The following is a 25,725-nucleotide window of genomic DNA, read 5'->3' as shown; positions in this document are numbered from 1 at the left end:
GAACTCCCTTGTGGAGAGGGCGGCGGTGCGCGAGATTTGCGCATCGCTGTGGATGAGCCGACCACTAATGGGACTCCTGCGCAACAGATAAGCCCGAAAATGCGCATAATGGTCACAGCGCTTCATCGGATGTGCGAGAAGGGTGACCACTATGACCAGTCGACGCCTGGCGGACGGGATCGACGTCGCCGTGCTGAAGCACCTCGCGGCGAATCCGGATGCGACGAACCTTGCCATCTCCGAAGCGACCGGCCTCGCCCGCAATACAGTCAGAGCACGCCTCGCGCGATACCGTGAGGAGAAGACCCTGCGTTCAGTGGAGCGACGGATCGATCCGGCGTACCTGGGCTTCCCGTTGCAGGCCTTCATCTTCACGACCGTCACCCAACGCAAGCTCGCAGTGGTCTCGTCGACCCTCGCCGAGGTTCCCGAAGTCTTGCAGGTGCACGGCCTTTCCGGCGTCGCCGACCTGCTCGTCCACGTCGTGGCCCGCGACGCAGACGACCTCTACCGCGTTGCCGGACGCATCCTGGCGATCGACGGCGTGAAACGCACGACCACGGCGCTCGCCATGGGTGAACTCGTCGAATATCGCATCGTGCAACTGCTGGGCGCCTGATCCTCGCAATCGGTCGCCTGAGCATCCGCCGCTCGGCCGGTGACGCCCTGGCCGCCCTCCTACCACTGCGTTGCATCTCGTGCGCACGATCGGCGAGGAGCCGGCGTCACGACCCACGCCGGGCGAATGAGACGAAGGACGAGACGAGCGGCGTCAGCGGCTCCCGTCGCCGGATGAGTGCCCACCGGACGGGCTCGGCGTCAGCGAAGGGCACGTAGGCGATGCCCGGCCGCGGATAGTAGCGTCGGCCTTCATCGGGGACAGGGGAGACGGCCTCGCCCGACGCGACAACGGCCAAGACTTCCTGAAAGGTCGACACCGAGTGCTCGCGCCTGATCGGGCGCCCTGACGGTGTGGTCTGCGGCAGCACGGCGGCGAGCCATTGTGCAGGTGCGGGCCCCACCACATCAGGAATGACAAGATCGCCGAGTGCCTCGAGCGGCACCTCGGGGAGACCGGCGAGCGGATGCCGCGCCGACATCATGAGGTTCAGCGGCTCCTCGCGCAGCACGCACGCGACCACGAGGTCGGCTTCCTCAACGGGCAGCCAAGCCGTCACCACGTCGACCTCGCCTCGCCGGAGCGCGCTGAACGGGTCGGTGAAGTACACCTCTCGAAACCGCACGTCCGCGAGCGGATGTGCCGCGCGGAACGACGTGAGAACGGGCTCGAGTTCGTGGGCCTGCGCACCTTGCACGCCGATCGTCAGTGTCTCGGCCGATAGCCGCGCCATCGCGACGACGTCGGCGATGGAGCGGCGGATGCCCTCGTAGGCAGGCTCGAGCCCGACCCGAAGCGCGGCGCCCACGGGCGTCAATTCGACGCGACGGCTCGACCGGATGAAGAGCGGTGCGTCGATCTCCGTCTCCTGAGAGCGAATGGCCTGGCTCACCCGCGACACGGAGACGTGCAGTCGCTCGGCCGTTCGGCCGAAGTGGAGTTCCTCGGCGAGCGTGAGGAAGATCTCGATGTCGCGCAGTTCCATTGCCGCCACTTCCATCGTGAATACACGGGTGAACGATCGTATCGTGATCGGCCGTTGATGCGACCATTCGGCGGCTCGAGGCTAGAGAACAACGAGACGAACGAGGAGGGTGAGCGAATTGGCCGCGAACTGGATGGACCGGATTGCCACCGACCTGCGACGCAGGGCGCGCTACCGGCAGTCGCTGAGTCGCCTCACGGCGCTTCCGGAGCCGTACCGGAGTGCCGCAATGGCTCTTCACCGCTACTGCGTGCGCTTGCCCACGCGGATGGATGCGGGTGCCCTGGCGAGGCTGACGAGCGATGAGGCCGACCTCTGGCAGCTCGCGGTCATCGACGGCACGCCGGTGCGCGTGATCCTCGGAGAGGATCCCGTCGATATCGCCGAGGCGTTCGCCAGGACGTACGCCGGGGGACAGCGGATGAAGAGGGAGCGCATCCGCCTGACGACGATGATCGACGCCATCGAGCAGCGCAGGCTGTGAGCGTACGGTTCGCCGCCGGCTCGCCGTCGACCGGAGGATGATGGCGGGCGCCGTCGCGTGGTGTCAGTCCACCTTCACGAACGTCGCCAAGGACTTGGACGGGTCGACGATGTAGGTCGAGAGCATCATGCCGGTTCCCGGACCGAGGTCGCGCGCGTTGTGGGGCGTTCCCGGCGGCATCAGGAACGGGTCGCCCGCGTGCAGGGTGAGCGTCGGTTGGCCGTCGATGCGCATCTCGACCGTGCCGGCGAGGATGTAGCCCACCTCCTCACCCGGATGCGTGTGCCAACCAGATTCGACGCCCTCGGGAATCTCGGTGAGCACCTGAACGATGTCCCTGCCGGGAATCGAGGAGGCCTGGTGCTGCAGCTCGGTGCGCTTGAGCTTCGCGGCGAGCTCGTCGACCGGCTGCTGATCCGTCATCGCGCGCCTCCCACGGATTCGAGCGCGCGCAGGATGACGTCGGTCACCGCATCCGGCTGCGAGACCATGATGAGGTGGGAGCCTTCCAGCTCGAGCAGTTCCGCGTTCGCCCGCCGTGCCATCGAGAGCAGCACGTCGGATCCCGCGGCCTTGTCGCCGGTGGCGACGACCGACCAGGTCGGAAGGTGCTTCCACGCCGGCGCTCCCGATTTCTCGTCGAAGGCCGCCGCCGCGATCGGCCGCTGCGAGGCCGCGAAGGCCCGCGCCTGGGACTCGGGAAGGTCCCCTCCGAATACTGCGGGGAACTTCTCGGGATCGACGTACAGCTCGACCGCGGTCTCGTCACCGTTTCCCGTGGGGAACTGCGCCTGGATGAGTGCCGGTCCGAGAGCGCTGTCGCGCGAGGTTCCCTCGACCTCGCCGAGCACCTCATCCTCTTCGGGGGCGAAGCCCGATACGAGCACGAGCCCCTTCACATTCGCGGCCTGCGTGGCGGCACTGCTGATGACGGCGCCGCCGTAGGAGTGCCCGACGGCCAGCACCGGCCCGGGAATCTGGGCGAACACGCTCGCGATGTAGGCGGAATCCGAGCCCAGCCCCCGCATCAGCAGCGCGGGCGCCGCGACGTGGACGCCCGCGGCCTGCAGGCGCTCGATGACGGGCACCCAGCTGCCGGCGTCGGCGAACGCTCCGTGTACCAGTACGACGGTCGGGGAATCGGGTGTTGCGGCCATGGTGCTCTTTCCTTCCGATCGGATGCGGTTCTCAGCGACGCGACGGGGAGGGCGTGATCGCCGCGCTCGGGCGATCGCGCGCACCGCGTGCTCGGCAGCGAGCACGGCACCGCGGTCGTGATCAGCGTGCCACAGATGTCGAGGGATCGTCAGGAAATTTCCGGCAGCGGTGATCGGGTGAGGAACGGGAGGTCGAACGGCCTATCGCGCGCCGCGGTGCCGCTATATCGTTGAGTATCGTTCAGGATCAGCGGAAGAGGTTGTCATGAGTGGTTCGTTCTCGGCCGGTGGGTTCGGCGCGGGCAATCGGCCGGAGGGCGTGTGGCAGCTGATGGAACAGCTGCGCACGACGTTCGAGAAGCGCGTGGGCACACGTGTCGGTCGCGGCGACGTGCGCGCGGCGGTGCTGGCGCTGCTCGCCGAGCAGCCGATGCACGGCTACCAGATCATCCGGGAGATCGAAGAGCGCAGCGGTGGCAGTTGGAAGCCCAGCGCAGGTTCTGTCTACCCGACCCTGCAATTGCTCGCCGACGAGGGCCTCGTCGCCGCTGTCGAGTCGAACGGCCGCAAGACCTACGCCCTCACCGAGGCAGGCCACGTCGAGGTCGCCGGTTCCGGCGGGAGCACGCCGTGGGATGCGGGCACGGAGGGCGGGTCTTTCGGAGCGCTTCCGAAGGCGGGCGTCGCGCTCGCGCAGGCCGCCGCCCAGGTGGCGCGCACCGGCTCCCCGGAGCAGGTGCAGCAGGCGGTCACCGCCCTGGATGAGGCGCGCCGTCGGCTGTACTCGATCCTCGCCCAAGGCTGACGAGGTGCCCTCGGCCGGTCGCCCCGGCGAAGCTCCGCGTGCCGGCGCCGGTGGCACTCGGGCCCGTTACCGCCGCATCCTGCGGTTCGCCGGCTGGCATCTGGCGGTGACCTGGTGGTTCGAACTCGTGCTTCCCCGTATCGGGCTCGCGGGGCTCGCGGCGCGCACGCGCTCGCGACGGATGCGGCGCTTCGCCCAGCGCTTCCACGCGCTCGCGGTCGAGCTCGGCGGCCTCATGATCAAGGTCGGCCAGTTCATGTCGTCGCGCCTGGACGTACTGCCGCCGGAGATCACGGCGGAACTCGAGGGGCTGCAAGACGAGGTGCCGCCGGTGTCGTTCGGTGCCATCCAGGTGCTCGCGGAGCGGGAACTCGGCATGCCGCTCGAGCGTGCCTTCGCGAACGTCGAGACGGCGCCGGTCGCCGCCGCCTCGCTCGGCCAGGCGCACCGCGCCCGGCTCGCGCCGGCCGACGTCGACGACGTGGGATTCGGCGGCGCGGTCGTGAAGGTGCAACGACCGGGCATCGACGCGATCGTCGACGTCGACCTGGCGGCATTGCGCAGGGTCGCCGGCTGGCTGAGCCACGTTCGGCTGGTCTCCGACCGCGTCGACACGCGAGCCCTCGTGGCCGAATTCGCGCAGACGAGCCTCGAGGAGATCGACTACCTGCACGAGGCGGCGGGAGCAGAACGATTCGCCGCCGACTTCGCAGATGATGACCGTGTCAGCGTTCCCGCCGTCGTCTGGGAGCGCACCACTCGCCGAGTGCTCACCCTTGAAGACGTGACGGCCATCAAGATCGCCGATGCGCCGGCGTTGCGCGCCGCCGGCATCGACCCGGCGCAGGTGGCCCCGGTGTTCGCGGCGGTCATGTTCGACCAGCTGTTCTCGAACGGATACTTCCACGCCGATCCGCATCCGGGGAACATCTTCGTCACTCCCATCAGGGACGGTTCGGGCACGACGGCGTGGACTCTGACCTTCATCGACTTCGGCATGATGGGCGAGGTCCCCGCCGGCACTCGGAGCGGCCTGCGCAAACTGCTCATCGCGGCCGCCTCGCGGGACGGCAAGGGCCTGCTCGACGGGATGCGGGAGCTCGGCGTGCTCCTTCCCTCGGCCGAGACGGCGGAACTGGAACGAGCGATGACCGCCCTGTTCGCCCGCTTCGGTGGCATGGGCTTCGCCGAACTGCGCGAGGTCGACCCGCGTGAGTTCCGGGACTTCGCCGAGCAGTTCGGCGACGTCGTGCGTTCCCTGCCGTTCCAACTGCCCGAGCACTTCCTTCTCATCATTCGCGCGATGTCGCTGACCTCGGGGGTGTGCAGCGCGCTGGATCCCGCCTTCAACCTGTGGGACTCGATCGAGCCGTATGCGGCTCGACTGCTGCGCGAGGAGCGCGGCAACGTGGTGCAAGACCTCGCGCAACAGGCACTCGAACTCGCCGGCATCGCCCGGCGCCTGCCCCAACGGGTCGACGCCCTGCTCACGCGTCTGGAAGACGGTTCCCTGCCTGTCGCCAACCCCAGCATGGAGCGGTGGGCCGCCCGGCTGGAACGAACGGGGCGGCGTATCGTCTCCGCGCTGCTCTTCGGCGGGTTGGTCGTGGCCGGGGCGGTCCTCCGGCCCTCCGACGCGGTGCTCGGCACGGTGCTGATGGCCGCCTCGCTGCTCCCGCTGCTGCATGCGCTGCTCGCCGGCCGTCGCCGCTGAGCGTCCATTCCCGCCTCGGCGTCGGGGGTGCTCGGTACCCTTTTCTCATGTCAGCACGCGTTCCCGGGGGATGGAATCGGTTCGGTCTCACCGTTCTGCGCATCCTCGTGCTGGGCATCGTCGCCGCGGGCGGACTGGTGCTGGAGGCCCGCAAAGACGCCAGGGGCGATTTCGTCGAGGGCTTCAGTTGGGCGTGGTTCCTCACCCTGCTCGGGTGGCTGCTCATCCTGCTCGGAATCGTCGTGCAGGTGCTCTGGGGGTGGCGGGTCGACCTCACCGAGGCGCGCAACACCGGCGACATCGCCAAGGTGCGCGTCGCGATGAAAGATGCGCTGAAGCCGGTACTGGCCAAGGTGTCGGAGATGCCCGACATGACTGTCGAAAACCGGGCGGCGCACCTGAAGACCGTCGCCGACGCGGCCTCGTGGGCGTTGGCGACCCTGCTGCTTCGCCATGTCGACCGTGCCAGGGCAGCCGTCTACGGGATGGATGCCGATGGCGGTGCCCTTCGCGTCGTGGGGTACGGCGGGCGGGGCGAGCCGCCGGGCGAGTTCCTCGCCGGACGACCGGGTGCCGACCTCGCGCTCCAGCGGGTGAAGCACGGCGACGTGCTCGTCGCACGGAACCGCCGGGAAGACCCGCCGCCGGGCTGGGATCGCGAGAGTGCCGAGTGGCTGTCGTTCGTGTCCGTCCCCCTCGTGAGCAACGACGGTTACGCCTACGGCATGCTCAACGTCGACTCGCCTGAGCAGGAGCAGTTCCAGGACACCGAGGTGCAGATCGTGTCGGTGGTCGCCGAGATACTCGCAGTGGCGTTCGCGCTGGCGTTTCCGAAGAGCGAGCGTGAGCACCTCTCACCTGTCGAAGGGTAGGATCACGACATGAGCACGGTATCCATTGCCGGGGTTCCCGACCGGGTCGGCCGCGTGCGCGTGACCGGGTACGAGAAGATCGAGGCGCCCGACCTGCGCGATCGAACGGCCGTCGAGGCCATCTTCGCCGAGGCCACGCGCGTGGCCAAGGCGGAGCGTTCCCGCCGTACGACCTGGTGGGGCAGGAGCCGATAGCGCCGTCGCCTTCGGCGCTTTCTGTGAACCTTCCCGCTCAGACGGGGTAGGGCGGGATTCCCGCCGCGATCGCGATCTCGCGGTAGGCGGATGCGAGGTCGGCGAGCGTGGAATGGGCGTTCAGGCCGCTGGGGTTGGGAGCCACCCACACCTGGGTGCGCTGCCAGTCCCGTGGCTGCCTGCCCACGCGTGCCGACGGGTCACCGAATGCCGTGCGGTAGGCCCCGATGCCGAGCACCGCCAGCACCCGAGGGCGCACTCTCGCGACGCGGTCGCGCAGAGCCGCGCCGCCCGCATGCAGTTGAGCCGTCGACAGCTCGTCGGCGCGTGCGGTCGCCTGCGGCACGATGCAGGTGAGGCCGATGCCGCGCGCCTCGAGATGCCGGATGTCGTCAGGATGGAAGCCCTCGGAGGCGTCGATGAGCCGATCGACGATGCCGGCGCGATAGAGCGCCGGCCAGAAGCGGTTTCCCGGGCGTGCGAAGTGCGCCTGCACGGCGACGGTGAGCAACCCGGGGTTGATCCCCGCGATCAGCAGCCGCGTGTTCTCCGGGATCAGATCGGGGAGCGTGCCGCCCGCGAACGCCGCCAGCTCGGCCTGGGTGTATCGCATGGAGCAATCCTCCCTCGAAGAATCGACCCGGTCAGCGGAAGACGCTGAAGTCGCGCAACGAGTCCTCGGTCACCAGCTCGGGGTCGGGCTTCGCCGACATCAGGGCGCGATAGCGCACGGCGTCGTCGGGCTGGTCGGTCACGATGCCGTCGACCGGGATGCGCAGGAACTGACGGATGCGGTCATCGCCGTCGACGGTCCACACGTAGACCGGCTTGCCCAGCGCGTGGGCATCGTCGAGGAACTGCCGAGTGAACGAGGCCTGCTCGATAACGAAGAAGTCGCAGGCACTCGCGGGCACCCCTCCCGCGCTCATGGCGATGGTCAGTCCCACGCGCAGCTCGGGGCGCAGGCGCTTGAGTACTTCCACGACCGACGGATCGAGGGAGTGGTAGATGTTGAGTTCGGTCGCGCCGAGCGCGTCGAGCTGCCTCAGGAAGTCCTCGACGAAACCCGGCTTCTCGTGGCCGTGCACCTTCAGCTCGATGAGTAGCGGCATCCGCAGCTGTTCGGCACGACGCACGTATTCGGCCATCGTGGGGATCTTCGCGGTGAAGCCGTGAACGCTGATGCTCGTGTGCGTGACCTCGTCGAGCGTCATGTCGTAGATGTTGCGATTGATGCCCGCGACCATGAGCAGGTTGCTGTCGTGGGAGGCGACGAAGCCTCCGTCGAGTGTCTGCTGCATGTCGGTCTCGACGTAGTCGGGGTGTGTCGCGACGGCCGCCTCGAGCGCCCCGATCGTGTTCTCGGCACCGCCGCCGATGAACCCGCGGTGCGCGAGCACGACGGTGTCGGCCGCCGCCGAGACCGGCGAGGCCACGGCAGGGGCGACCGAGAAGGCCAATGCCGCGGCGACGGCACCGGCGACGAGGCGCACGGTGACTCTGCGCACGATCCGGCGCCTGCGTGTCGAGGCAATGGGAGCAGGCGGCACGACGGCCAGGCCGAGGTGGTCGCGCGTCTCGGCCACGAGAACGTTGACGACGATCAGGGCTGTACCGGCCGTGAGGGTGAATCCGATGACCGAACCGACGCCGATGGCGACGGAGGCGGCGATCGTCGTGGCCCTGCTCGAGGGCGATCCCCATCCCACGAGGTCCACGACCATCTCGACGACGCCCGAGGATGCCAGGGCGGCGACCGCGAACGGAATCAGGATCATGACGGGCACGTGGAGCACGCGCCGGCGCGTCATCCGGATGCTCGTCGCCATGGCCGCGAGAGGCGTGAGCCGCGCGATCACGAGCGCCGGGACCGTGTAGACCAGCCGGGCGTTCAGGAGGAAGAGCCCGATCACGACCGTCGAGTAGACGAGGGCTCCGCCGGTCGACTTCATGAACTCGGCCGAGATGAAAGGGGGCACGGCGATGCCCCGCGTGATGAACGAGAACAGTCCCAGGCCGCCGAGTGGGACGACGGCGAGAAGATAGACGAGCAGCAACGGACGCTGCAGGGGTGCCCGACGTCGAAGCTCCCGAAGAACGCGCAGTACGTCAGCGGCGAGGGCGGGTACGGCGAGCGCGGTGCCTTCCTGCTGGCGGTCGGCGATGACGAGGGTGGTCGCCAGCTGCATCACGACCACGGCGAGTGCGATGCCGGCGATCAGGACGAGCAGCAGGTCGGCGAGAGGGTTCGCCACGAGCGCGCCCACCGTGCGATCGGTCACGTTCGCGATGGATGCCGCGTCGAGCCCGAACTGGAACAGCCGGGCGATGGCCGGGACCGCCAGGAAGATGGTGATCGCGTGGATCAGCGCGATCGAACCGAGGTGGAAGGCGAACGCGGAGCGCGTGTGGTGGACCGCGGCGCCCAGGAGCCGGACGTCCTCCCGCAATCGCCCGCGGATGTCCCTGTCACGCGGATGCGCCGAGCGGCCGGGTGCCGAGGCAACCGGCTGCGCTTGCGGGGTCCACCGGGGAGTCTGATTCTCTGAGGGCACGGGGTCTCGATGCTACCGAAGCGCGCCTGAGGGGATGCCGTGGGGACGCCCTCGACGCACGCACGAGGCGATGGGTACTGTGGCCCAATGACCCAGCACTCCTACAGCTCTCACGTCGCCTGGGACGGGACGACGGCCGGCGGATACCGCGCGTACTCGCGCGATCATGCGGCGGTGGCCCGACCCGCTCGCGACGAGCTGGCCCTCAGCGCCGACCCCGCGTTCCGCGGAAACCCCGAACTGCTGAACCCCGAACAACTGCTCGTCGTCGCGGCCAGCTCGTGCCAGTTGCTCTCGTTCCTCGCGGTGGCCGCTCGGGCCGGTCTGGACATCCGCGACTACGAAGACGAGGCGAGCGCTGTTCTGGACACCGCGATCGACCCGGTGCGCATCACCCGGATCGCCCTCGCGCCCGTCATCCGCGTGGCTGCCGGCACCGATCACGAGAGCGTGCGGGCGGCAGCGCGCACCGCACACGACGAGTGCTACATTGCGAACACCCTCAACTGCACGCTCACCCTCGACGTGACGGTGGAGGACGCATGAGCGCGCTGCGTGACATCGAGCTCATCCTGCCGAACGAGCCAGGAGCGCTCGCGCGCTTCGGTCGCACGGTGGGCGACGCGGGCGTCAGCCTCGAAGGCGGGGGAGTGTTCACGCACGGGGGAGTCGCCATCGCGCACTTCCTCGTCGACGACGCGGATCGGGCCGCCCACGCCCTCGACGCGGCGGGCCTGGGACCGGTGGGCGTCAACCGCGTGGTCATGGTCGAACTCGACCAGGAGCTTCCCGGCCAACTCGGCGCCTTCACGGGGCGGCTGGGTGAACAGGGCATCGACATCCTGGTGCAGTACAGCGACCACGACCACAGCCTCGTGATCATCACGCGAGAGGACCAGCACGACGCTGCGGAACGCGTCGCGCGTGACTGGATGACGCAGCGCGAGAACCGCTGATCGCCTCGGCTCAGCCGCGCCCGATGCCCAGCCAGCCGTCGGGAGAGTCGCTGCCGCTGCCCTTCTGCTCGCCGGCCGTGCCGCCGTCTTTCAGCGACTTCAGCTGACGCTCGACCTCCGTCTGCGTCGCCAGTGCGGAGAGCTGGCGTTCGATGTCGGCGTCGGGAGCTGCGGTGAGGTCCTTGAGCGCTCCGCTGGAGAGCAGCTCGTCGGTGGCCGCCGCGCGTGCCTGCATCTGGGCGACCCGGTCGCGGGCCCGGTCGAGGCTGACGCCGACGTCGTTCATGTTGGCGCCGATGCCGGAGACGGCCTCGTTCGCGCGCACCTGCGCCGCCGAAGCCGTGTACGTGGCCTTGATCGTCTCCTTCTCGATGCGGAAGGCGGCGATCTGCTCGGCGAGACGCCGCTCGCGTTCCTGCAGCTGCGCCGTCTGGGTCTGCAGGGCGCCGTACTGCTGCTGCAGCTTCGCCACCTGGCCCTCGAGGAAGGAGCGTCGCTCGAGGGCGGCGCGGGCCAGGTCGTCGCGTCCTTGCGCCATCGCCTCGCGGGCTTGGTCGGCCAGACGCTGGTAGCGTGCGCCCATCTCCTGGCCCTGCAGTTCGATGCGCTTCTTCGCGGTCGCGACCTCGGCGACGGCGTTGCGCACCTGGTGCAGCAGCTTGAGTTGCTGCTCGTAGCTGTCATCGAGAGTCTCGCGCGGGTCTTCCATGCGGTCGAGCGCGCGCGACGCCTTGCTGCGGAAGATGGTGCGCATCCGTGCGGTGTTGTCGCTCATTGTGATGCTCCCTTGGTCTGAAGGCGATCGGATGAGGGTGATGAGGTCGAGAAGGAACGCGTCGGGCTCTCACCGAGGTCTCGAAGCGCGCTGAGGCCGGCGTGCAGCGCGGCCACCTCGCGGTCCACGTCGGCGCGCAACGTTGCAAGGGCCTCGTCGGAGGGGTCGACGAGCCCCGAGGCGACGGATGCGCGTACCCGGTGCACCATGTCGGCGACCTTGTCGACCCGCAGGGCCGCGGCGGGAAGCTCGGCCGCCAGCTCGGCGGCATCCGTCTCGCTCTCCATGAGGCGCAGCTGCGCATCCAGAGCGAGGGCCTCGTTCTCGATGCGCCGGAACAATCGGGGGAGCTCGCCTCTGCGGCCGTCGCTGCGGACGGCGACGTCGATCGCCGCGCGGCCGCTCTCGAGGCACTCCCGCAGCCGAAGCCGCAGGGAGAGCACCCGGCGCTGCGGGCCCCAGCTGAAGCGCGCCCGGTTGCGCAGCACCGCCGTGCTGAGCGTTCGACTGCGACGGACGCGCAGGTACAGGGCGCGCAGCACCAGAACGACGGTGAGCGCGGAGACGACCACGATCGTCCCGAGGGCGAGAAGGATCCAGAGGATGGTGCTCATTTCGGCTGCCCCTGCTCGCCGACCACGCGATCACTGCTCATGTCGATGTCCCCTCGTCAGCCATCCCGCAAACGCGATATAACGCAATCTACGCTTGCTCGGCGAGAAGCGTTAGCACTCTCGCCGAATTCGAAGGTGGGCTGATGCGAGACGGGCGTCGGCGGCGCTCGCCGCAGCTCAGTCCCTGCGGTGCCGGGGACCGGGAGCCTTGTCGGCCTCAGCGCCCTCGAGGAAGCCGGTGCCGAGGGCGCCGTACTCCGCTTCGGCCACTCGGGCCGCGTCTTGGCCGTCGGACTGCGGCACTCCGCCGCCCTCCTCCAGTTCGTACTCCTCGCCGAGGTAGGGGTCTTCCACTCGGCGCATCTGCTCGTATCCGTCATGCTCGCGGCTCATGCACCGAAGTCAACGCCCCGCGCGCCCGCGAACGCAAGTGAACAGCCGACATCGATCAGCCGCGCACGGCGAGTTCCCGGCTGACCCAGAACGCGTAGCGATGCCACGGGTCCTCGACGCCGGCGCCCACGTCACGCAGGTGTGCGAGCAGGGCGTCGTTCACCCGGAACCATTCGCCGCCATTGACCTGCGCCTCGGCGAACTGGCGGTGACGTCGCTGCTCGAGCAGGCGTCCGCCCCGCTCGAAGGCGAGGACCTCGTCGTGCGGCAGGCTCGCGATGCGCCTGCGGGGATTCGCCGACGTGCCGATCTTGATCAGTGCGCCGAATCGGATGTAGTAGACGACGTCGACGACGGGCCGGGCACCCGGCTCGTCGGGCAGGTCGCCGACCTTCCACTCGCAGACCGCGCACAGCCAACCCGACGGGTAGCGCACCCCGACTCGCGATCCGCAGGCCAGGCACGGGGCGGGCAGCAGGTCGGTGACGCCGACGTCGCGCGTCACCCAGTCGTGAGCGGCGAGCAGGTGGTCGGTGCACAGCGGCAGCGCCGCCTGTGCGGCGACGGGATGGGGGCACGCTGTGCCATCGGCGCCGTTCAGCGCGCAACGCACGTCTGGGGCTGCCGGGGACATGCGGGCAGACTACGCCGCCGGTGCGACAGTGGGCCCAGCGGTGTGTCGCCTGCCGCGGCCGGCCGTTCCGACAGAATGGTGCAACCGAACAGGAGGTCCACCATGGCCGGACGCGTGAAGCGCTCCTTTCTCTGGCTGCTCAAGCACACTCTCAACCGGCTGACGCTGCGACTCGCCCGCGCCGGTCGGGGGCCGTTCTCACTCATCCGGCACGTGGGCCGCAAGAGCGGCAAGACGTACGAGACCCCCGTCATCCTCGCCCGCGTTCCCGAGGGCTTCGTCGCCGAGCTGACGTACGGGCCCGAGGTCTCCTGGTATCGCAACATCGTCGCGGCCGGCGGATGCGAGGTGCTCTCGCACCGCGCGGTGTACCGCATCGTCGCGGTGGAGCCCTACGGCGCCGAAGAGGGCATCCGCGCGTTCGGGAACCCGGCCGCTCTCGTGCTGCGCCTGCTGAAACGGCACGAGTTCCGACTGCTGCGGATGGAGGACGCCGCGCCGGCGGTGAGCTAGCACACAGCCGCCGCCGATCGGAGTTGGTGTTTGCGAGCAATCGAAACTATGTTCGATACATGGTCGAATGGCATCCGATACTCGCGGCGCACGAGCCGACCGCGGGCCGCTGGGAGCTGCGCGACGAGAGCGGCCGCCGCTACGGCCTCGTCGTCATCGTGCGCCGCGGTGGCGAGGTCGGCTATCGGGCCGAGGATGCCGCGGGGGAGCTCATCGGGCATTACACGAACCTGCGCGCCGCGTGCCGTGAGGTGCACAATCGCTTCGTACGCGCGCACGGCGAGTCACGGTTCTCCGGCTACCCGAAGCACCTGCCCCTGGCTTAGACGGCGCACCCGCCACCGTCGCAGCACGCCGGGAACCGCGACGCGATTCCGGGCGCGCTGCGCCGACGCTCAGAGAGAGGCGACGGCTGCGAGGATCGCGTCGACGGCCACGTCGGGGTGCGACACCATGGAGACGTGCGAGGCATCCACCTCGGTCACCGTGGCCCCTGCCCGCTCGGCCATCCGGCGCTGCAGGTCGATGGGGATGGTGCGGTCGTCGGTTCCGAGCACCGCCCAGCTCGGGATGCTCTTCCAGGCCGTCTTCGCCGTCGGCTCCAGGTTCGCCACGAGGGAGATGGGTCGTTGGCTCGCGAGGATGAGGTCGCGATCGCCCTCGGGGAGGTCCTGGGCGAAGGCCTCGTGCACCACCTGCGGCTTGAGGAACGCCTCCGGCGCGTTGTCGGGAGCGCCCGGGTAGGCCTGAAGGTCGAGCACGGTCGTGGGATCCTCCACAGCCAGCGCGGAGCTCGTGCCGGTCAGCAGGTTCACCACGGAGTCTCCCTCATCGGGGATGAACGCGTCGACGTAGACGAGAGCGCGTACGTCGCCTCCCTCTGCGCCGGCGTTCGTGATGACGGCGCCGCCGTAGGAGTGGCCGACGAGAACCACGGGGCCGCTCGTGCGCTGGGACAGGTACGAGGCGATGTAGCCGGCGTCCGCCGAGACGCCGCGCAGCGGGTTCGGCGGGACCAGCACGGTGAAGCCCTGCTGCAGCAGGAGGGAGGCGACGGCATTCCAGCTGGAGCCGTCGGCCCACGCGCCGTGCACGAGCACGATCGTGGGGCGGGTGGAATCGGATGTGACCGGGGTTTCGTCAGACATCGCTGTCCTTTCTTCAGCACCACCGCGCACGGTGGCCGAGGGGGTGAACGCCGCACTCCATCGCGGCGAGGGATGGTGGTACAGGCGGGGTCATGGTGCTGAAGCGACCGCCACGCCGCAGACTAGCCGATTGCGATGGCGCCATGCCAGACTCGGAAACCATGAGGCACTCGGCGTGGTGATGGATCCCGCGACGACCGTCGTCTGGATCGTCGCCTTCGTGCTCGTCACCGTGACGGTATCCGGCCTGGTGGGTCGCATCGGCTGGTCGGTGCCCGTGGCCCTCGTGCTCGTGGGCGCCGTCGTCTCGTACATCCCGTCGGTGCCCCGCATCGAGATCGAGCCCGAGTTCATCCTCTATGGACTGCTGCCGCCGCTGCTGTTCGCGGCCGCCATCCGCACATCCCTCATCGACATCCGGGCGCGCAACGACAGTATCCTCGCGCTCTCCGTCGGCCTGGTCGCCTTCACCGTCGTGGTGGTGGGCTTCACCACGTGGCTCGTCGTTCCCGCCATCACCCTCGCGGCGGCGTTCGCCTTCGGGGCGGTGGTGGCGCCGACGGATGCGGTCGCGGTCTCGGCGGTGGCCGGGCGGCTGCGCCTTCCGCGCCGACTGGTGACGATCCTCGAGGGCGAGAGCCTGCTCAACGACGCCACTGCGCTCGTCGCCCTGAACGCGGCCATCGCCGCGATCGTGAGCGTGCTGAACCCGTGGATGATCGTCGGCGACTTCGCGCTCGCCGTGATCGTCGGCGTCGCGGTGGGGTTGGGAGTCGGCTGGACGCTGTCCGAGGTGCGCAAACGCCTGCGCGCCCCGGTTCTCGACACGAGCATCTCGCTCATCACGCCGTACCTGGCGTACATCATCGCCCAGGCCCTGCACGGGTCGGGGGTTCTCGCGGTGGTGGTGGCGGGCATCCTGCTGGCCTACCGCTCGCCGACGGTGCAGTCGGCGGAGGCGCGGATCGCCGAACGCGTGAACTGGAAGACGATCGAGTTCCTGCTCGAGAACGCGGTGTTCCTCTTCATCGGCCTGAGCCTGTCGGGCATCGTGGAGGATGCCTCCGCCTCGGGCCCGGGGCTCTGGCTGACGATCGGCATCAGCGTCGCCATCCTCGTCGCGCTCATCGTGGCTCGCTTCGCCTGGGTGCTGGCACTCACGCTGCTCTACCGTCACGGTCCACGCCTCCTGAGGGCGCGGCAGTGGAGCTGGAAGAACGCGATCGCGGTCTCCTCCGCCGGCATCCGGGGCGTCGTCACCCTCGTGGCCGTTTTCCTCCTGCCGGAGGAGACGCCCCAACGGGCCTTCCTGCAGTTCCTTGCCTTCGTCGTCGTGGTCGGAACGCTGCTCGAGGGACTCGCCCTGCCGGCGATCCTGCGCGCGCTGAAACTGCCCTCGCCCAACTACGACCAGGAGTACATGGAGCGCGCGCTGCTCATGGCCGAGGCCGAGGAGGCGGGCATCGCCCGACTCGAGGAGGAACGCTCGGATGCCGATGACGGCGACGTCATCGAGACGCTCCGGGCCAACGCGGCGTTCCACTCGCGTTCGGTGCAACTGCCGACCCCCGATGGAGCGGAGCCGCGCCACATCACATACGCCCGGCTGCGGCGCAGCATGATCGGAGCACAGCGTCAGGCCGTGCTCGACGCGCGTCGGGCCCATCGCTTCCAGGAGAAGGCCGTGCTCGCCGTGCTCGCGGCCATCGATGCGGAGGAGAACGCCCTGAAAGCGGCCACCCCGCGCCCGAAGGCGGAGGCCGCAGCCGCTCGTCCCGTGCGCGAGGGTTCTCGCGCGCGCGGGGTGTCCCTGCGGCGCCGCCGGGACGCCGGAGCGCCGCCGTCGGTATAGGGTCTGAGGGCTGCGCCGGCGACGGCGCCCGCCGTTCCTGAACCCCTGGCGCGAAAGAGGCGTGGATGCCCTCCATCATCACCGACGACGACGTACGGCTGAACTACCTCGAGACGGGCGACCCGACGGGGCGCCCGGTGGTGCTCATCGCCGGATTCAAGGCGCCCGCGACCAGCTGGCGTTTTCAGCAGAAGGCCCTCGTGAAGGCCGGGTATCGCGTGCTCGCGCTCGACCGGCGCGGTCACGGCGACTCCGAGGCCCCGGAGCACGGCAGCACGATGCAGCGGCACGGCGCCGACATCGCCGACTTCCTCGCCGCACTCGAGGTGCGCGACGCATCCCTCGTCGGCGGATCGATGGGAGGCAACGCCATCTGGTCGTTCGTGCGGCAGTTCGGCACGGATCGGGTGCGCGACATCGTCATCGTCGACCAGACGCCGAAGATGCTGAACTCCGAGGACTGGCCCTACGGCTTCTACGACTACACCGCGGCCACGCGCGACACGGCCTTCGCGACCGGAATCCCCGACCCGGGCCGGGTCTCGGCCGCTTCGAAGGGGCCGGTACGCATCGCGCGCATTCTGCGCGCCCTCGATCCGGGTCGCGGCGCAGGGCGCCCGAGCTTCTCACCGGCCGAGCTGGCATTGCTCGGCGATCACGCCAGAGCCGACTGGCGGGTGAGCATCGCGGCGACCCCGGTCCCGATCCTGTTCGTGGCCGGCCGCGAAAGCGAGTTCTGGCCCGCCGAGCACGCCGCCGCCGCAGCCGCCCTCAACCCGCTGGCCACCTCCGTTGTGATCGAGCACGACGGGCACGCAGCGAACATCGAGCAGCCGGCGCGCTTCAACGCGGCGCTGCTGGGATTCCTGCGGCGCAGCTGAGGTCCGCCCCGTCCGGCCCGGAAGACCGGGATCCCTCAGGCGGGGAAGGCCTTGCCCGGGTTGAGCACGCCCGCCGGGTCGAGCGCCTGCTTGATGGCCCGGTGCATCGCGATCACGTTCTCGCCCAGCTCCGCGGCGGCGCCGGGAAGCTTGAGCAGGCCGACGCCGTGCTCGCCCGTGACGGTGCCGCCGAGGGCGCGGCACTGCTCGACGATGCGGTCGAACGCGTGCTTGGCCCGTTCCTTGGCAGCGTCGTCGCCGATCGGCGCGATGATGAGCGGATGCAGGTTGCCGTCGCCGGCGTGCGCGATGTTGGCGATCACGACCTCATGCGCCGCCGCGATCGCCTGGATGCGCGTCAGCATCTCGGGCACAGCGGTGCGCGGAACGCAGATGTCTTCGGTGAGCACCGGGCCCAGCCGCTCCAGCGCCGGGTAGGCCAGACGGCGGGCGAGGAAGAGACGGGCCACCTCGTCGGGCTCCGCGGCCTGCTCGACAGCCACCGCATCCGCGGCCGCCATGAGCTCCGCGATGCGGACAGCAGCCGCGGCTCCGACGTCGCCGGGCTCATCGACCTTTGCGAGCAGCATGGTGTCGGCGTCGTGCGGCAGGCCCACGTGCTGCCACTCGTCGACCGCGCGCAGGCAGGTGCTGTCGATGATCTCGAGGGCCGACGGGATGATGCCCGCAGCCGAGATGGCGGCGACGGCCTCGCCGGCCGCGCGGAGCGAGGGGAAGGAGCCGACGACGGCGCGCTCCTGGCGGCCGCCGAGGGGCCGCAGCCGCAGCGTGACGTCGACGATGATGCCGAGGGTTCCCTCCGAGCCGACGAGCAGGTGGGTCAGGTCGTAGCCGGTCACTCCCTTCGCGGTCCTGCGGCCCAGGCGCACGATGCTGCCGTCGGCGAGCACCACGGTCATCCCGAGCACGTAGTCGCGCGTGACGCCGTACTTGACGCAGCAGATTCCGCCGGCGTTGGTGGCGGCATTGCCGCCGATGGTGGAGATGGCCGAGGAGGCGGGATCGGGCGGATACCAGAGGCCGTGCTCGGCGACGTCTGCGCGGAGGGCATCGTTGAGGATGCCCGCCTGCGCGATCACGTAGCGTTCGGCGGCATTGACCTCGAGCACCGCCGTCATGCGCTCGAGCGAGAGCACGATGCCCGCCTCGACGGCGTTCGCACCGCCCGAGAGGCCGGTGCCGGCTCCACGGGCGACGATGGGGATGCCGTGCTCGGCGGCGACCCGCACGACGGCGGCGACCTGCTCGGTGCTCTCGGGAAGGACCACGGCGAGGGGAACGGCGAACGCCGCCCACTCGGCCCGATCGTGGCTGTACGCCTCGAGCGATTCCCGATCGGTGAGCAGGGCGCCGGCGGGCACGGCGCCTCGCAGGGCGTCCAGTGACTGGTCGCGGGCATCCGTCAGGGTAGGGCTCATGCATCCTCCGCGTTCGTGTCCGCAGGCGAACTTACACCTCCGGCCGCGACGGCTCGCCGCTGCCCGGCATCCGTGTCAGAGGTCGTAGCGGGCGAGCACCATGGCGTGATCCGAGGCGGGGTCGTCTTTGCGGGCGGCGGCGTTCACCGTGATGGAGGGAAGCGAACTCTGGGCGGCGACCGTCGTGACCGACTGCACCTTGTCGCGCAGCGCAGTGGAGATGAACTGGTGGTCGATCAGTTCCCTCCTGCCCTCGAAGACGCGGGAGTAGCGCTTGTCTTCGGGAATGAGCGGGGCGAGGTTGAGCAGGCGCCAGGCGTCTCCCTTGTCGGGGTGGTGTTCGCCGGCCGTGCCGATCTCGGACCCGGGCGGACCGTTCAGGATCTGCGTGGTGGCGGCGAGCACTTCGTCGTTGAGGTCGCCCATCACGATGACGCGACGCTGTGTTCCCTGCCCATCGAGCAGCGTGTCGGCGTAGCCGCGCACGGTGACCGCCTCTGCGGCCCGCCGGTTGAGCGCGTAGGCGCCGTAGCGGGCGCGCTCGCCCTCGTCGTGCGGCGTGAACGACGAGGTCTCGACGGTGCGCCCCGGAAAGCTCAGCAGCTTGGACTTGAAATGAGCCGTCACGAGGTGCAGGGCCTCGCCGCCCGGCTGCAGTTCGATGTGCACGGCGCCGCGACCCATCACCGTGAGCGGTGCGCCGTCGTCGGAGGTCGGCGTGTTGCGCAGCTGCTGCGGTATCTCCCACACCTCGCTCGTCGCGGCGATCGCCACGCGAGAGAGGAATCCGACGCGGATGGGGTGGCCGAGTTCGAAGTGGGTGGAGAGCACTCCCGTCCAGCTGCCCTCGAGCCGACCGCGCAGGTCGTCGAAGGGCGCGGGATCGCCGACCTCCTGCACGGCGAGCACGTCGAGGTCTGCGGACATGATGGTCCCGGCGAGCAGGTCGAGCTTGCGCTCGTAGATCTGCGTCGTCGACGGTCCGAATTCGCCGCCGGGAAGGAAGAGGTTCTCCAGGTTCCAGGTTCCGATGTTGAGCATTCCCGTCTCCCTTTTCTGGCCGTCGCATCCAGTCTGTTCCCCTCCTCCGACAGGCGGTACGGGTGCGGCCGATGCGATAGCAGGTCGATACCCGCTGTTCATCTGTAGGCAAGGACTCGGATGACTTTCACAGGGGATGGGGAGCACCTGTCCAGACGGGGTGTGCAGACTGGCCGCTTCGCCCGGGCCCCGGCCCGCGGACGCCCATTACCCGCGTCATCGGGCCTACCCACCGCTGACGCACGTGAAATCATGCGCCTTTCTTCCTCTTCTTCGTCCATCTCCCGCACCACCCCTGCCGAGCCGCCTCGGTCGCCCCGTCGCCGGCACGCACGCCGGGACTCGGTGATCGCCGCCGGCGCCGTCATCGCCATCAGCGCGGTCGTCGGCACCGGATTCGTCCTGCAATCCACCGTCGATGCCGAGCACAAGCGCGTCGTCGCGACCTCTCGGCTCACCGCGAGCACAGGCCTGCACGCCGAACAGCTCGGTTCGCACAGCGCCGTCCTCGCCGCCCAGGCCGAGCTGAAGGCCCGCACCGCCATCGCCGACGGGAACGCGGCCGTGGCCGCCGCCGCCGCCGGAAAGACGGATGCGAGCGCACTGGCGACCTCGGTCGCTCAGCTGGCGAACTACACCCTGCTCGCCCCCGAGCGCGTCTTCCAGCTTGCCGGCCAGACCCAGACGGCCACCGCATCCGTCACCGCTGCGGTAGCCGAAGCCGATCGCGTCGCGGCCGAGCAGGCCGCTGCTGCTGCCGCCGCGGCTGCTGCCGCGAAGGCCGCCGCCGACGCCGAAGCGGCCTCGGAGCGCTCGGCGGCGCCCGCGCCGGCCGCACGCCCGTCGGCACCGTCGAACCCGAGCGAGGCGCAGGCCATCGCTCGCGACATGATGGCTGCGCGCTACGGATGGGGTGACGACCAGTTCGGCTGCCTCGTGAGCCTGTGGAACCGGGAATCGGGCTGGAACGTCAACTCCTACAACGCCTCGAGCGGTGCGGGCGGAATTCCGCAGGCCCTGCCGGCGAGCAAGATGGCCTCGGCCGGTGCCGACTGGCAGACCAACCCGGCTACGCAGATCTCCTGGGGCCTCGGGTACATCTCCGGACGCTGGGGCACCCCCTGCGCCGCGTGGGACCACTCGGAGTCCTCCGGCTGGTACTGAGCCGAACGGGGGCGTTCCTCACGGGGCGCCCCCGTTCGCTAGCGGGGAGCCCCCGGCATGTTGAGGTCGGCGGGATCGACCTCGATGTCACCGGCGTCATCGGGGCCGCCCGTTCCCGGCGCTGCGCGCACGACCGGATCGCCCGGCTCGGCCTCGCCGGTATCGAAGGGTTCGTTCTGCCTGAGACCGGTCTCGGTCTCGCTCGCGGGTGAGTAGCTGCGATCCTTGCGGGTGAGCTCCTCGTCGTCGAGCGGTGCCGATGCGTCTGCGGGGCGGGTGATGTCGTCGTTCGTGCTCATGTCCCGACGCTACGTCCGGCCGGTCGCATCCGTGAGGCCCTTGTGCCGACCCCGACGTCCCGCTACGCCGTCGACGGTCGGGTGCGCCACACTGGACGCATGCCGAGCGTTCTTCATCTCGTGCGGGCCGCCTTCGCGCCGCTCACGCGCACGCGCCTGTTCCGCTGGGCCGGCCCGCACCTGCTCCCGCCGGTCGAGCGCCTGCTCACCCGCGTCACCGGCGGCCGAGTGCAGCTGAGCGCGCTCCTCGTGCCCTCGCTCGTGCTGCACACCGTCGGTGCGAAGTCGGGGCAGGCACGTGACTCACCGCTCATGTACACGCCCGACGGTCGCGGCAGCGCCATCGTCGCCGGAACCAGCTTCGCCCAGCGGCATCATCCGGCCTGGACCTACAACCTTCTCGCCCGCCCCGACGCCGAGATCACCGTGCGCGGCAAGCGGATGCCGGTGCACGCGATCCTGCTGCAGGAGACGGAGCGCGAGGACGCCTGGCGACGCATCGAGGCGCAGTGGCCCGGGTACCGCGGCTACGAACGCGACTCGGGCAGGGTGGTGCGACTGTTCCGGCTGCGTCTCGTTCGGCGCTGAGGAGCACCCCGCCTGCCGTCTGACCCCGCCGCTGAACCATTTCGCGCGCGTTGATCCGTTCCTGGCGGATCAACCGCCACCAAATGGTTCAACGGCGAGAGGGCGGCCCCGCGCGGGTGTGATGTTGCCGCGGGCGTGAGTACTGTGAAGGAGGGCGGGGGTGCCGTCCATGACAGGAGAAGTGGCGAGATGACAATCAGCGACGACGACATCACCAACGAGCCGGGCAACGGCGGAGAGGGTGTCGCCGACGGCGGCGCCAACGTCGGCGGACACGACGGCGGAGCCGACGGATCGGCGAACACCGGCGAGGGAACTGCCGACGGCGGAGCCAACCCCGACGGCCACGACGGCGGAGCCGACGGCTCGGCCGACGAGGGTGAGGGCACCGCGGATGGCGGAGCCAACGCGGGCGGTCACGACGGCGGCGCCGACGGATCGGCGTAGTGGGATTCGATGAGCGCGGGCCGGTCAGCCGGCCCGCGCTTTCGCGCTGCATCAACGTCTCCGCCGAGACGTTCGCCGCCGACTACTGGTCCACGCAGCCGCTGCTCTCGCGGGCCGAGACCCTGCGGGAGGGCGGCGACGGGGGATTCGGCGACGGGGGATTCGGCGACCTGTTCTCGACGGATGCTGTCGACGAGCTCGTCAGCCGACGCGGGGTGCGCACACCCTTCATCCGCATGGCCCACGAGGGCCGGGTGCTGAAGCCGGCCGACTACACCGCGCCGGGCGGCTTCGGCGCCGAGGTCGCCGACCAGGTCAGCTCGGACAAGGTGCTCGCCCAGTTCGCCGACGGTGCCACCATCGTGCTGCAGGGCCTGCACCGGCTCTGGCCGCCGCTGATCGACTTCACCCGCCGCCTCATCGACGACATCGGGCACCCCGCGCAGGTCAACGCCTACGTGACACCGCCCTCGTCGCAGGGCTTCGACCCCCACTACGACACCCACGACGTCTTCGTGCTTCAGGTCTCGGGCGAGAAGCACTGGCGCATCCACGCGCCCGTGCACCCCGATCCGCTCGCCGACCAGCCCTGGGGCGATCACCGCGAGGCGGTAGAGCGCGCCGCGCAGGGCGCGCCGGTCATCGACGAGGTGCTGCGTCCGGGTGACGCGCTCTACCTTCCCCGCGGCTGGATCCACTCGGCCATCGCGCTCGGCGCCACCTCGGTGCACCTCACGATCGGCATGTCGGCGTACACGCGGGCTGACGTGGTCGATGCCCTCGTCTCGATCGTGGGGCAGACGCCCGAGTTGCGCACCTCGCTTCCGCTCGGCGTCGACCTCGACGACGAGGAGTCGCTTCGCCCGATCGTCGATGCGACGGTGAGAGCGCTTCTGGCGACGCTGAGCGATGCCGGCGAGCCGGGCACCGCCTCGGCCCCCGCCCGGCAGGCCGTCGCCGGCCGGCTCTCGACCCGGCTGCGGAACGCGACCCGAGCCGAGCCCATGTCGCCGTTGGCGACGCTCGACGCGATCGCGGCACTGGGTGCGGCATCCGTCGTGCGCTGGCGCGGCTCGCTGCCGGCACGCCTGGACGAGCAGGGCGACCGGGTTCGGCTGAGCGCCCGCGGCCGCTCGCTCGCCCTGCCGGTCGAGGCAGTCGAGGCGTTGCGTGCTCTCGTGAGCGGTGAACCCGTCGCCGTGGGCGAACTGCCGGGTCTCGACCTCGAGAGCGCGATCGTCGTGGTGCGCCGGCTGCTGCGCGAGGGATTCGTGGTGAGCCCGGCGTGAGCGACGCGGAGCAGTGGGAGCCCTGCAGCGACCACTCCCGCGAACGACAGGATCCACTGGCCGGCACCGGCCCCAAGGGACTGCAGTGGTTCCTCATCGAGGTCTCGGGCCCATGGGGTCGCAGCGCCTTCCTCGATCCGCCCTTCGACGCGGTTCTCGGTCGTACGATCGTCAAGCGCATCGAGGCGGCGGGCATGCGCGCGCTCGCCATCCGCCGCACCGGCCGCCGCCTCGCCCAGCAGAGCTGGCGATGGGCCTTCGTCGACTCGCGTCCGGGCCACGAGCAGGTGCGCTGGGGCTCGGTCGATCACCCCTCCGAGTTGCTCGACGTTCCCCTCGACGGCTCGACGGGGCAACCGAGCGACCGGCCGGTGTTCTGCGTCTGCACCCATGCCCGCCACGACCAGTGCTGTGCGGTGCGCGGCCGCCAGGTCGTCACCCGGCTCGCGGATGCCTATCCCGACGAGACCTGGGAATGCTCGCACCTCGGCGGCGACCGCTTCGCCGGCACCATGGTCCTCCTGCCGCACGGCCTCTACTACGGCCGGGTCGACGACGGCGATGCCGTCGACATCGCGGGGGCGTACCTGGAGGGCCGGGTCGACGACGACTTCTATCGCGGGCGCAGCTCGCTCTCGCATCCGGTGCAGGCCGCCCAGCACTTCGCGCGGGTTCAGCTGGGCGATGACCGGGTGTCCGCCTATCCTCCGATCGCGGAGGAACGCGGGCACGGGCACCGCTGGTTCGTGCGACTGGGCACGGATGCCGGCCCCATCACCGTCGAACTGGCCGAGCGGGCGTCGGAGCCTATGCTCTCGACCTGCGCCGCCACGAAGTTCGTCAAGGTCATGGAGTTCGACCTGGTCGATATCCGCGACGAGTGATGCCGGGGCCGCGCTCGGAGGGCACTCACTCCTCCGGTCGTACCCCCGGCTCCAGCCCCACGGTGAGCCGTTCGCTCGCCGCGCGCAGCTGCTCGGGGGAGAGCTCGATGCCGGAGTCGCGCAGCCGGTCGGCGAGGAGGCGCTGCGGATCGCCGGCGTTGCCCAGGCGCAGGTCGCCCTCGAGTTGCACGAGGATGCCCTCGACCCGCTCGTCGTGGGTGGCATCGTCGTGGCCGCGCTGGATCGGCTGGTCCTGGCTCATCGGTGCCTCCTTCCGTTTCTTCGACGCTAGGCGATGTGCCGTGCGGCGCACGAGGGCTTGACGGGCTCGGATGCGGATGCGAGCGGTGGACTGTGCCCAGCGCGCCTCGAGGCCGTAGCGTTGGGCCATGCCGAGTGAAGCTGAGATCCTCACCGTTCCCGGGCCCGACGGCGAGCGACAGGTGCGCATCTCCAGTCCGAGCCGCGTGCTCTGGCCCGATGAGGGCATCACGAAGCTCGACCTGGCGCGCTACCTTCTCGCGGTCGCCGATCCCTTCGTGCGGGCCAACGGCAACCGGCCGGTCTCGCTCCAGCGTTACCCAGAGGGCATCGAGGGCGAGATGTTCTTCTCGAAGAACCCGCCGAGGGGAGCACCCGACTACGTCGGCGCGGTGACCGTGACCTACCCGAGCGCCCGATCGCATCCGCAGGTCGTGATCTCCGAGATCGCCGCCGCCGTGTGGGCGGTGCAGATGAACACGGTGGTCTTCCACCCGTGGGCCTCGCGCGCCGACGACACGGATGATCCCGACCAGCTGCGCATCGACCTGGACCCCCAGCCGGGCACCGACTTCGACGATGCGATTCCCGCGGCCATCGAACTGCGCTCCGTGCTCGAGGAGGCGGGGCTGGAGGCGTTCATCAAGACCTCGGGCAACCGCGGACTGCACGTGTTCGCGCCGATCGAGCCCACGCACGAGTTCCTCGACGTGCGCCACGCCGTCATCGCGGCCGCGCGCGAGCTCGAGCGCCGCATGCCCGAGAAGGTCACGACGGCCTGGTGGAAGGAGGAGCGGGGCGAGCGCATCTTCGTCGACTTCAACCAGGCGAACCGCGATCGCACGATGGCCGGTGCCTACAGCCCTCGTGCCCTTCCCAACGCGACGGTCTCGACCCCCGTGGGCTGGGACGAGCTCGAGACGGTGAGCCCGGGCGACTTCACTCTCGCAACCGTTCCCGACCGGCTGGCCGGTGTGGGCGACCCCTGGGAGCGGATGGGTGAGAAGCCCGGGCGTATCGACACCCTGCTGCAGTGGTGGCAGCGCGACCTCGACTCCGGTCTCGGCGAACTGCCGTTCCCTCCCGACTACCCGAAGATGCCGGGAGAGCCGCCGCGCGTGCAGCCCAGCCGCGCCCGGCAGGAGGGCTGAAGCCGGCGCG

General features: G+C 69.9%; 32 protein-coding genes. 18 read left to right on the top strand and 14 right to left on the bottom strand.

What is annotated here, in order from left to right:
* The first annotated feature begins 151 nt into the window (after nucleotides 1–151).
* Complete coding sequence (locus tag WDJ51_RS15180) at nucleotides 152–619, top strand: Lrp/AsnC family transcriptional regulator (protein WP_337853308.1); 468 nt, start codon at nucleotides 152–154, stop codon at nucleotides 617–619.
* A 106-nt stretch (nucleotides 620–725) separates the two neighbouring features.
* On the opposite strand, the gene WDJ51_RS15175 is transcribed toward WDJ51_RS15180, so the two are convergent.
* Nucleotides 726–1,604, bottom strand: a complete 879-nt coding sequence (locus WDJ51_RS15175) for a LysR family transcriptional regulator (RefSeq protein WP_337853307.1) — start codon at nucleotides 1,602–1,604, stop codon at nucleotides 726–728.
* A 109-nt stretch (nucleotides 1,605–1,713) separates the two neighbouring features.
* On the opposite strand from WDJ51_RS15175, the gene WDJ51_RS15170 reads away from it, so the two are divergent.
* Nucleotides 1,714–2,088: a hypothetical protein gene (locus WDJ51_RS15170; protein WP_337853306.1), complete on the top strand. Its 375-nt coding sequence runs from the start codon at nucleotides 1,714–1,716 to the stop codon at nucleotides 2,086–2,088.
* 63 nt (nucleotides 2,089–2,151) lie between these two features.
* Here WDJ51_RS15170 and WDJ51_RS15165 read toward each other — a convergent pair whose 3' ends face one another.
* Nucleotides 2,152–2,511, bottom strand: coding sequence for a cupin domain-containing protein (locus tag WDJ51_RS15165; protein ID WP_337853305.1), 360 nt, complete (start codon nucleotides 2,509–2,511; stop codon nucleotides 2,152–2,154).
* Complete coding sequence (locus tag WDJ51_RS15160; RefSeq protein WP_337853304.1) at nucleotides 2,508–3,245, bottom strand: alpha/beta fold hydrolase; 738 nt, start codon at nucleotides 3,243–3,245, stop codon at nucleotides 2,508–2,510. The genes WDJ51_RS15165 and WDJ51_RS15160 overlap by 4 nt, the downstream gene beginning before the upstream one ends.
* 265 nt (nucleotides 3,246–3,510) lie before the next feature.
* Here WDJ51_RS15160 and WDJ51_RS15155 point away from each other — a divergent pair, with 265 nt between their 5' ends.
* From WDJ51_RS15155 to WDJ51_RS15140, 4 genes are read left to right on the top strand one after another with little or no spacing between them, the layout of a single operon-like run.
* Nucleotides 3,511–4,050, top strand: a complete 540-nt coding sequence (locus WDJ51_RS15155) for a PadR family transcriptional regulator (RefSeq protein WP_337853303.1) — start codon at nucleotides 3,511–3,513, stop codon at nucleotides 4,048–4,050.
* Complete coding sequence (locus tag WDJ51_RS15150) at nucleotides 4,007–5,764, top strand: ABC1 kinase family protein (RefSeq protein ID WP_337853302.1); 1,758 nt, start codon at nucleotides 4,007–4,009, stop codon at nucleotides 5,762–5,764. Before WDJ51_RS15155 ends, WDJ51_RS15150 begins: the two co-directional genes overlap by 44 nt.
* 47 nt (nucleotides 5,765–5,811) lie before the next feature.
* The gene (locus tag WDJ51_RS15145) at nucleotides 5,812–6,636 is read left to right on the top strand and encodes a GAF domain-containing protein (RefSeq protein ID WP_337853301.1); all 825 of its coding nucleotides are present in this window, start codon (nucleotides 5,812–5,814) and stop codon (nucleotides 6,634–6,636) included.
* A 9-nt stretch (nucleotides 6,637–6,645) separates the two neighbouring features.
* Complete coding sequence (locus WDJ51_RS15140; protein WP_337853300.1) at nucleotides 6,646–6,831, top strand: hypothetical protein; 186 nt, start codon at nucleotides 6,646–6,648, stop codon at nucleotides 6,829–6,831.
* 37 nt (nucleotides 6,832–6,868) lie between these two features.
* On the opposite strand, the gene WDJ51_RS15135 is transcribed toward WDJ51_RS15140, so the two are convergent.
* On the bottom strand, nucleotides 6,869–7,444 hold the full coding sequence (locus WDJ51_RS15135) for a mismatch-specific DNA-glycosylase (protein WP_337853299.1): 576 nt from the start codon (nucleotides 7,442–7,444) through the stop codon (nucleotides 6,869–6,871).
* A 31-nt stretch (nucleotides 7,445–7,475) separates the two neighbouring features.
* Complete coding sequence (locus tag WDJ51_RS15130; RefSeq protein ID WP_337853298.1) at nucleotides 7,476–9,386, bottom strand: glycerophosphodiester phosphodiesterase; 1,911 nt, start codon at nucleotides 9,384–9,386, stop codon at nucleotides 7,476–7,478.
* Nucleotides 9,387–9,473: 87 nt separating this feature from the next.
* Here WDJ51_RS15130 and WDJ51_RS15125 point away from each other — a divergent pair, with 87 nt between their 5' ends.
* Nucleotides 9,474–9,932: an OsmC family protein gene (locus WDJ51_RS15125; RefSeq protein ID WP_337853297.1), complete on the top strand. Its 459-nt coding sequence runs from the start codon at nucleotides 9,474–9,476 to the stop codon at nucleotides 9,930–9,932.
* Nucleotides 9,929–10,342, top strand: coding sequence for a hypothetical protein (locus tag WDJ51_RS15120; RefSeq protein ID WP_337853296.1), 414 nt, complete (start codon nucleotides 9,929–9,931; stop codon nucleotides 10,340–10,342). The genes WDJ51_RS15125 and WDJ51_RS15120 overlap by 4 nt, the downstream gene beginning before the upstream one ends.
* 10 nt (nucleotides 10,343–10,352) lie before the next feature.
* Here the strand turns inward: WDJ51_RS15120 and WDJ51_RS15115 are convergent, their stop codons facing one another.
* From WDJ51_RS15115 to WDJ51_RS15100, 4 genes are all read right to left on the bottom strand, one after another.
* The gene (locus WDJ51_RS15115) at nucleotides 10,353–11,117 is read right to left on the bottom strand and encodes a PspA/IM30 family protein (protein WP_337853295.1); all 765 of its coding nucleotides are present in this window, start codon (nucleotides 11,115–11,117) and stop codon (nucleotides 10,353–10,355) included.
* A complete protein-coding gene (locus tag WDJ51_RS15110; protein ID WP_337853294.1) occupies nucleotides 11,114–11,731 on the bottom strand; it encodes a hypothetical protein in 618 nt (205 codons plus the stop codon). Before WDJ51_RS15110 ends, WDJ51_RS15115 begins: the two co-directional genes overlap by 4 nt.
* A 177-nt stretch (nucleotides 11,732–11,908) precedes the next feature.
* A complete protein-coding gene (locus WDJ51_RS15105; RefSeq protein ID WP_337853293.1) occupies nucleotides 11,909–12,124 on the bottom strand; it encodes a hypothetical protein in 216 nt (71 codons plus the stop codon).
* A gap of 55 nt (nucleotides 12,125–12,179) precedes the next feature.
* Nucleotides 12,180–12,758 (bottom strand): GIY-YIG nuclease family protein, encoded by a 579-nt coding sequence (locus WDJ51_RS15100; RefSeq protein ID WP_337853292.1) that lies wholly within the window; start codon nucleotides 12,756–12,758, stop codon nucleotides 12,180–12,182.
* Nucleotides 12,759–12,860: 102 nt separating this feature from the next.
* On the opposite strand from WDJ51_RS15100, the gene WDJ51_RS15095 reads away from it, so the two are divergent.
* Both WDJ51_RS15095 and WDJ51_RS15090 read left to right on the top strand, forming a co-directional pair.
* Nucleotides 12,861–13,271, top strand: a complete 411-nt coding sequence (locus tag WDJ51_RS15095; protein ID WP_337853291.1) for a nitroreductase family deazaflavin-dependent oxidoreductase — start codon at nucleotides 12,861–12,863, stop codon at nucleotides 13,269–13,271.
* A gap of 59 nt (nucleotides 13,272–13,330) precedes the next feature.
* Nucleotides 13,331–13,597, top strand: coding sequence for a hypothetical protein (locus WDJ51_RS15090; RefSeq protein ID WP_337853290.1), 267 nt, complete (start codon nucleotides 13,331–13,333; stop codon nucleotides 13,595–13,597).
* Nucleotides 13,598–13,666: 69 nt separating this feature from the next.
* On the opposite strand, the gene WDJ51_RS15085 is transcribed toward WDJ51_RS15090, so the two are convergent.
* Nucleotides 13,667–14,419, bottom strand: a complete 753-nt coding sequence (locus tag WDJ51_RS15085; protein WP_337853289.1) for an alpha/beta fold hydrolase — start codon at nucleotides 14,417–14,419, stop codon at nucleotides 13,667–13,669.
* A gap of 181 nt (nucleotides 14,420–14,600) precedes the next feature.
* Here WDJ51_RS15085 and WDJ51_RS15080 point away from each other — a divergent pair, with 181 nt between their 5' ends.
* Both WDJ51_RS15080 and WDJ51_RS15075 read left to right on the top strand, forming a co-directional pair.
* On the top strand, nucleotides 14,601–16,271 hold the full coding sequence (locus tag WDJ51_RS15080) for a Na+/H+ antiporter (protein ID WP_337853353.1): 1,671 nt from the start codon (nucleotides 14,601–14,603) through the stop codon (nucleotides 16,269–16,271).
* 65 nt (nucleotides 16,272–16,336) lie between these two features.
* Complete coding sequence (locus WDJ51_RS15075) at nucleotides 16,337–17,152, top strand: alpha/beta fold hydrolase (protein WP_337853288.1); 816 nt, start codon at nucleotides 16,337–16,339, stop codon at nucleotides 17,150–17,152.
* Between the two features lie 35 nt (nucleotides 17,153–17,187).
* On the opposite strand, the gene WDJ51_RS15070 is transcribed toward WDJ51_RS15075, so the two are convergent.
* Nucleotides 17,188–18,591: an FAD-binding oxidoreductase gene (locus tag WDJ51_RS15070; protein ID WP_337853287.1), complete on the bottom strand. Its 1,404-nt coding sequence runs from the start codon at nucleotides 18,589–18,591 to the stop codon at nucleotides 17,188–17,190.
* A 75-nt stretch (nucleotides 18,592–18,666) separates the two neighbouring features.
* Entirely contained in the window at nucleotides 18,667–19,632 is a 966-nt protein-coding gene (locus WDJ51_RS15065) for an endonuclease/exonuclease/phosphatase family protein (RefSeq protein ID WP_337853286.1), read from the bottom strand.
* Nucleotides 19,633–19,977: 345 nt separating this feature from the next.
* Between WDJ51_RS15065 and WDJ51_RS15060 the strand changes: the two genes are divergently transcribed.
* Entirely contained in the window at nucleotides 19,978–20,796 is an 819-nt protein-coding gene (locus WDJ51_RS15060; RefSeq protein WP_337853285.1) for a hypothetical protein, read from the top strand.
* A gap of 38 nt (nucleotides 20,797–20,834) precedes the next feature.
* Here WDJ51_RS15060 and WDJ51_RS15055 read toward each other — a convergent pair whose 3' ends face one another.
* Entirely contained in the window at nucleotides 20,835–21,095 is a 261-nt protein-coding gene (locus WDJ51_RS15055; RefSeq protein ID WP_337853284.1) for a hypothetical protein, read from the bottom strand.
* A 99-nt stretch (nucleotides 21,096–21,194) separates the two neighbouring features.
* On the opposite strand from WDJ51_RS15055, the gene WDJ51_RS15050 reads away from it, so the two are divergent.
* The 4 genes from WDJ51_RS15050 to WDJ51_RS15035 all read left to right on the top strand — a co-directional run bounded on the left by WDJ51_RS15050 (nucleotide 21,195) and on the right by WDJ51_RS15035 (nucleotide 24,303).
* Nucleotides 21,195–21,683 (top strand): nitroreductase family deazaflavin-dependent oxidoreductase, encoded by a 489-nt coding sequence (locus WDJ51_RS15050; protein ID WP_337853283.1) that lies wholly within the window; start codon nucleotides 21,195–21,197, stop codon nucleotides 21,681–21,683.
* A gap of 189 nt (nucleotides 21,684–21,872) precedes the next feature.
* Entirely contained in the window at nucleotides 21,873–22,130 is a 258-nt protein-coding gene (locus WDJ51_RS15045; protein ID WP_337853282.1) for a BatC protein, read from the top strand.
* A complete protein-coding gene (locus tag WDJ51_RS15040) occupies nucleotides 22,130–23,419 on the top strand; it encodes a cupin domain-containing protein (RefSeq protein ID WP_337853281.1) in 1,290 nt (429 codons plus the stop codon). The genes WDJ51_RS15045 and WDJ51_RS15040 overlap by 1 nt, the downstream gene beginning before the upstream one ends.
* Nucleotides 23,416–24,303 carry a sucrase ferredoxin gene (locus WDJ51_RS15035; protein ID WP_337853280.1) on the top strand — a complete coding sequence of 296 codons (888 nt, stop codon included), beginning with the start codon at nucleotides 23,416–23,418 and terminating at the stop codon, nucleotides 24,301–24,303. Before WDJ51_RS15040 ends, WDJ51_RS15035 begins: the two co-directional genes overlap by 4 nt.
* A gap of 25 nt (nucleotides 24,304–24,328) precedes the next feature.
* On the opposite strand, the gene WDJ51_RS15030 is transcribed toward WDJ51_RS15035, so the two are convergent.
* A complete protein-coding gene (locus WDJ51_RS15030) occupies nucleotides 24,329–24,565 on the bottom strand; it encodes a hypothetical protein (RefSeq protein ID WP_337853279.1) in 237 nt (78 codons plus the stop codon).
* Nucleotides 24,566–24,692: 127 nt separating this feature from the next.
* Here WDJ51_RS15030 and ligD point away from each other — a divergent pair, with 127 nt between their 5' ends.
* On the top strand, nucleotides 24,693–25,715 hold the full coding sequence (gene ligD, locus WDJ51_RS15025) for a non-homologous end-joining DNA ligase (RefSeq protein WP_337853278.1): 1,023 nt from the start codon (nucleotides 24,693–24,695) through the stop codon (nucleotides 25,713–25,715).
* Nucleotides 25,716–25,725 lie beyond the last annotated feature (10 nt).

It is taken from the genome of Rathayibacter sp. YIM 133350, from assembly GCF_037404875.1.
In the GTDB taxonomy this organism is placed as follows: Bacteria; Actinomycetota; Actinomycetes; order Actinomycetales; family Microbacteriaceae; genus Orlajensenia.
Note: the sequence above shows the minus strand (reverse complement) of the source record. Positions and strands in the feature narration are given on the sequence as shown.

What these genes read in the sequence shown, in the direction of transcription:
- WDJ51_RS15180 (WP_337853308.1), top strand. Translation starts at nt 152, where the DNA reads ATGACCAGTCGACGCCTGGCGGACGGGATCGACGTCGCCGTGCTGAAG.
- WDJ51_RS15175 (WP_337853307.1), bottom strand. Translation starts at nt 1,604, where the DNA reads ATGGAACTGCGCGACATCGAGATCTTCCTCACGCTCGCCGAGGAACTC.
- WDJ51_RS15165 (WP_337853305.1), bottom strand. Translation starts at nt 2,511, where the DNA reads ATGACGGATCAGCAGCCGGTCGACGAGCTCGCCGCGAAGCTCAAGCGC.
- WDJ51_RS15160 (WP_337853304.1), bottom strand. Translation starts at nt 3,245, where the DNA reads ATGGCCGCAACACCCGATTCCCCGACCGTCGTACTGGTACACGGAGCG.
- WDJ51_RS15155 (WP_337853303.1), top strand. Translation starts at nt 3,511, where the DNA reads ATGAGTGGTTCGTTCTCGGCCGGTGGGTTCGGCGCGGGCAATCGGCCG.
- WDJ51_RS15150 (WP_337853302.1), top strand. Translation starts at nt 4,007, where the DNA reads ATGAGGCGCGCCGTCGGCTGTACTCGATCCTCGCCCAAGGCTGACGAG.
- WDJ51_RS15145 (WP_337853301.1), top strand. Translation starts at nt 5,812, where the DNA reads ATGTCAGCACGCGTTCCCGGGGGATGGAATCGGTTCGGTCTCACCGTT.
- WDJ51_RS15140 (WP_337853300.1), top strand. Translation starts at nt 6,646, where the DNA reads ATGAGCACGGTATCCATTGCCGGGGTTCCCGACCGGGTCGGCCGCGTG.
- WDJ51_RS15135 (WP_337853299.1), bottom strand. Translation starts at nt 7,444, where the DNA reads ATGCGATACACCCAGGCCGAGCTGGCGGCGTTCGCGGGCGGCACGCTC.
- WDJ51_RS15125 (WP_337853297.1), top strand. Translation starts at nt 9,474, where the DNA reads ATGACCCAGCACTCCTACAGCTCTCACGTCGCCTGGGACGGGACGACG.
- WDJ51_RS15120 (WP_337853296.1), top strand. Translation starts at nt 9,929, where the DNA reads ATGAGCGCGCTGCGTGACATCGAGCTCATCCTGCCGAACGAGCCAGGA.
- WDJ51_RS15115 (WP_337853295.1), bottom strand. Translation starts at nt 11,117, where the DNA reads ATGAGCGACAACACCGCACGGATGCGCACCATCTTCCGCAGCAAGGCG.
- WDJ51_RS15110 (WP_337853294.1), bottom strand. Translation starts at nt 11,731, where the DNA reads ATGAGCACCATCCTCTGGATCCTTCTCGCCCTCGGGACGATCGTGGTC.
- WDJ51_RS15105 (WP_337853293.1), bottom strand. Translation starts at nt 12,124, where the DNA reads ATGAGCCGCGAGCATGACGGATACGAGCAGATGCGCCGAGTGGAAGAC.
- WDJ51_RS15100 (WP_337853292.1), bottom strand. Translation starts at nt 12,758, where the DNA reads ATGTCCCCGGCAGCCCCAGACGTGCGTTGCGCGCTGAACGGCGCCGAT.
- WDJ51_RS15095 (WP_337853291.1), top strand. Translation starts at nt 12,861, where the DNA reads ATGGCCGGACGCGTGAAGCGCTCCTTTCTCTGGCTGCTCAAGCACACT.
- WDJ51_RS15090 (WP_337853290.1), top strand. Translation starts at nt 13,331, where the DNA reads ATGGTCGAATGGCATCCGATACTCGCGGCGCACGAGCCGACCGCGGGC.
- WDJ51_RS15085 (WP_337853289.1), bottom strand. Translation starts at nt 14,419, where the DNA reads ATGTCTGACGAAACCCCGGTCACATCCGATTCCACCCGCCCCACGATC.
- WDJ51_RS15080 (WP_337853353.1), top strand. Translation starts at nt 14,601, where the DNA reads ATGGATCCCGCGACGACCGTCGTCTGGATCGTCGCCTTCGTGCTCGTC.
- WDJ51_RS15075 (WP_337853288.1), top strand. Translation starts at nt 16,337, where the DNA reads ATGCCCTCCATCATCACCGACGACGACGTACGGCTGAACTACCTCGAG.
- WDJ51_RS15070 (WP_337853287.1), bottom strand. Translation starts at nt 18,591, where the DNA reads ATGAGCCCTACCCTGACGGATGCCCGCGACCAGTCACTGGACGCCCTG.
- WDJ51_RS15065 (WP_337853286.1), bottom strand. Translation starts at nt 19,632, where the DNA reads ATGCTCAACATCGGAACCTGGAACCTGGAGAACCTCTTCCTTCCCGGC.
- WDJ51_RS15055 (WP_337853284.1), bottom strand. Translation starts at nt 21,095, where the DNA reads ATGAGCACGAACGACGACATCACCCGCCCCGCAGACGCATCGGCACCG.
- WDJ51_RS15050 (WP_337853283.1), top strand. Translation starts at nt 21,195, where the DNA reads ATGCCGAGCGTTCTTCATCTCGTGCGGGCCGCCTTCGCGCCGCTCACG.
- WDJ51_RS15045 (WP_337853282.1), top strand. Translation starts at nt 21,873, where the DNA reads ATGACAATCAGCGACGACGACATCACCAACGAGCCGGGCAACGGCGGA.
- WDJ51_RS15030 (WP_337853279.1), bottom strand. Translation starts at nt 24,565, where the DNA reads ATGAGCCAGGACCAGCCGATCCAGCGCGGCCACGACGATGCCACCCAC.
- ligD (WP_337853278.1), top strand. Translation starts at nt 24,693, where the DNA reads ATGCCGAGTGAAGCTGAGATCCTCACCGTTCCCGGGCCCGACGGCGAG.